Source organism: Kytococcus sp. HMSC28H12 (genome assembly GCF_001816045.1).
Lineage (GTDB): Bacteria > Actinomycetota > Actinomycetes > Actinomycetales > Dermatophilaceae > Kytococcus > Kytococcus schroeteri.
The window spans coordinates 1-3147 of sequence record NZ_KV824377.1 but is presented as its reverse complement, the minus strand read 5'-3'; the positions used below and the strand labels follow the sequence as shown (position 1 = coordinate 3147).

Annotated in this window: 3 protein-coding genes; 2 read left to right on the top strand and 1 reads right to left on the bottom strand. The window is 74.1% G+C overall.

Going from position 1 to position 3147, the window contains the following annotated elements; all coding sequences use genetic code 11:
* The first annotated feature begins 60 nt into the window (after positions 1 to 60).
* Complete coding sequence (locus tag HMPREF3099_RS04410; RefSeq protein ID WP_070704482.1) at positions 61 to 1218, top strand: MFS transporter; 1158 nt, start codon at positions 61 to 63, stop codon at positions 1216 to 1218.
* A gap of 31 nt (positions 1219 to 1249) precedes the next feature.
* Here the strand turns inward: HMPREF3099_RS04410 and HMPREF3099_RS04405 are convergent, their stop codons facing one another.
* Positions 1250 to 2023, bottom strand: coding sequence for a methylase (locus HMPREF3099_RS04405; protein WP_070704479.1), 774 nt, complete (start codon positions 2021 to 2023; stop codon positions 1250 to 1252).
* A gap of 43 nt (positions 2024 to 2066) precedes the next feature.
* Here HMPREF3099_RS04405 and HMPREF3099_RS12335 point away from each other — a divergent pair.
* Positions 2067 to 3147: glycosyltransferase (locus HMPREF3099_RS12335; RefSeq protein ID WP_168168433.1), on the top strand; the 1081-nt coding region annotated here is incomplete at its 3' end.

Sequence of the window (3147 nt, the reverse complement as noted above, 5' to 3'; positions counted from 1 at the left end):
ACACCACCACTGCTGCACCCTCAGATCGGATGAGCCGACAAAGCGGGATTCACGGCCCTGGTGCTCGTCCTGGCCGCCGGGACGAACTCGGCGACGATGCTGTCCACCCTCTTGGCGGCTCTCGTGGTGGTGGATGCCGCGGTGACCCCGGCCTGTGGGTGGGTGGCCGACCGGTTCAACCGTCGCAGTGTGATGCTCTTGGCCGACGTCGGTGCTGCCGTGGCGTACGGGGTCATGTTCCTGGTGGCACCCGACCCCTGGTGGGTGTTCGGCTGCGCCCTCGTGGCGACGGTCTTCGAGTCGCTCTACTTCCCGGCATCGAGTGCGTCGGTGCCGCGTGTCCTGGAGGGAGAGAACCTCGGAGGGATCTTCGCGGCGTTCGGGCAGGCGAGAACCCTCGCAGGGATGCTGGGTCCCGCCGTGGTGGCCGGGCTGGTCCTCGTGGCCTCAGCCAAGTGGGCCTTTCTCGTGAACGCCGCGTCGTTCCTGGTCTCGGCGGTGGTGGTGCTCACCATCAAGCGCGCGTTCGGTCCTGACGCCGGTGATCCCGGATCGGAGAACGACGAGCCATCTCGTCCGGGCGGTTCGGTCCTGGGTGTGCTGCGCCGTCACCCGGTGCTGCTGGTCTTCATGGGTGTCTGGGCCACCATCCAGCTGGGAACGGGTGCGCTCTGGGTTGCCCTGCCTGTTCTGGCGGACAGGCTCGGGGACCAGTCGATGATGTATGCGGCGATGAACTCGTTCTCGGTTCTCATCAGCTTCCTCGGGCTGACGCTCTTCACCCGTGTGTCGCGGCGCCGCAGCGCCGGACCGTTGCTGGTGGTGGGTCTGGCTGGCCAGGCCCTCGGCCTGTTCGTCCTGGGGCTGGGAGCCTTTCTCGCATCTACGGCGGCGGGGCTGATCGCCGTGGGCCTCACCTTCATTGCCCTGACCATCCACCGGCTCGCGCAGGCATTCACCGGCGCGACCTCCTACGAGCTCCTTGCCGATGCCGTCCCGGACGGAGCCCGAGGTCGCGCGAATTCATGGGTCGATTTCGCCACGGTGGGATCTTTCGGGCTCGGTGTGTGGGCCGCGGGGCCAGCGGTGGACCTCCTCGGGTTGGGCCCCGCCCTCCTGACCGCCACGGTGCTCGTGGCGATCGGGACCTACCTGGGTCGGCGACTGGCGGTGGAGGCTCAGGGCGCAGCGGTTGCGAGGTCGGCCCGGGGTCGGTGACGAGGGGCGGGTCCGTGGGTGGTTCTGCCGCTCAGGCGGGGGCCACGGCCTGCCACGCCACGGTGAGTTCGCCGCGCCGTGGGCCGTGGCGCGCGTCGAGCACGGGCCAGTCGGCCGCCACGGCGCGGGCCGCCGCGGCGAAGCGCTGCCGTCGCCCCCACGTGGCCAGGTGGGCGTGGGCGTTCCAGGCGGCGTCCAGGTCGCGCAGCAGGGAGTGCACCGGCTGGCCCGGCACGTTGTGGTGGATGAGCACCTTGGGCAGTCGCTCGGCGATGGCGCTCGGCGGGTCCACCTGCGCCATCGCCCAGCTGAACGTCAGGCTCAGCGGACCGGACCGGTCCAGGGTCACCCACACGGCACGGCGCCCCACCTCGTTGGAGGTGCCCTCCAGCAGCAGGCCGTCCGGGGCCAGTCCCGCCTGCAGCTGGGCCCACGCACCGGGCACGGCCTCCTCGGGGTACTGGCGCAGCACGTTGAACGCCCGCAGCGCGGTGATGCCGGTGAGCCCGGCCAGCTCGAAGCCGCCCCGGGCGAACTCCAGTCCGTCAGTGGCCCACGGCTGGGCGGCGGCCACGCGGTCGGGGTCGATCTCCAGCCCCACCACGCGGGCACGCGGCACCACGGAGCGCACGCGGCCGTGCGTCTCGGCCGTGGTCAGGGGCAAGGCGCCGAAGCCCAGGTCCACCACGAGCGGAGCCGGGTCGGAACGCAGCACGGGGGCCAGCCGCCGCACCATCCAGCGGTCCACTCGGCGCAACCGGTTGGGGGCGGTGGTCCCGCGCGTGATGTCCCCGACCGGCCGCATGGGCCCGGAGCCTAGCGCCGCGGCCGGTGGCAGACTCAGGACCGTGTCCACGCCCCCTCCCGCACCGCCCACCGTGCTGGTGCTGAGCATGCACACCTCGCCGCTGGACGACCCCGGCGAGGGCGATGCCGGCGGCATGAACGTCTACGTCCGCCAGCTCTCGCGTGCCCTGGCCGCTGCGGCGGCCCCGGTGGTGGTGGCCACCCGGTCGGTCACCGGGGCGCCGTGGCAGCAGGACGACGAGGGCGTGGTCGTCTGGGGCCTGCCGGCGGGGGACCCGCAGACCGCCAAGGAGGACCTGCCCGCCCTCGTGCCGGCCTTCGCCGAGGCCGTGGCGTCGCGCCTGGCCTTCGAGGAGGTGACGCCGCAGGTGGTGCACTCGCACTACTGGCTCTCCGGCCTGGTGGCCCGGCGGCTCGTGGCGGCGGGTGGGGCGGCCGAGGGGGCCGTGTGGGCCCACACCATGCACACCATGGGCGCCACCAAGAACGCCGAGGTGGCCGCCGAGGCCGGGGCGCCGCCCGAGCCGCCCGCCCGCATCGAGGGGGAGCGGGCCGTGCTGGCCGCGGTGGACCTGGCCCTGGTGAGCACCCGCCGCGAGGCCCAGCAGGTGCAGGCCGAGGGGGCCGACCCGGCGGTCGTGCGTGTCATCCCGCCCGGCGTGGACGCCGCCACCTTCCACCGGGTGCCCGGTGCCGAGCGCACCTCCCTGCGCGTGGCCGCCCGCCGCGACCTGGGCCTGGGCCCGGACGCCGCGCTGCTCGTGCAGGCTGGGCGATGGCAGCCCGCCAAGGGCCAGCTGGTGCTGCTGGAGGCGGTGGAGCACCTGCACGCCCGGGGTGTGGAGGCCCACGCCCTGTTCGTCGGCGGCCCGAGCGGGTCGGGCGACGCCGAGGAGCTCCCGCGCCGCATCGAGGCCTCCCCGGCACGGGACCTGCTGCACGCCCGGGGCGCGGTGCCGCCCGAGCAGCTCGCCGGGCTCTTCCACGCCGCCGACCTCGTGGTGGTGCCCAGCCGCACCGAGTCCTTCGGGCTGGTGGCCGCCGAGGCGATGGCCTGCGGCGTGCCGGTGGTGGCCGCCCGCGTGGGGGGCCTGCCCGAGGCCGTCGGCACCGGCGGCGTGC

Coding starts and splice junctions, on each gene's coding strand:
- HMPREF3099_RS04405 (WP_070704479.1), bottom strand. CDS start 2,023: ATGCGGCCGGTCGGGGACATCACGCGCGGGACCACCGCCCCCAACCGG.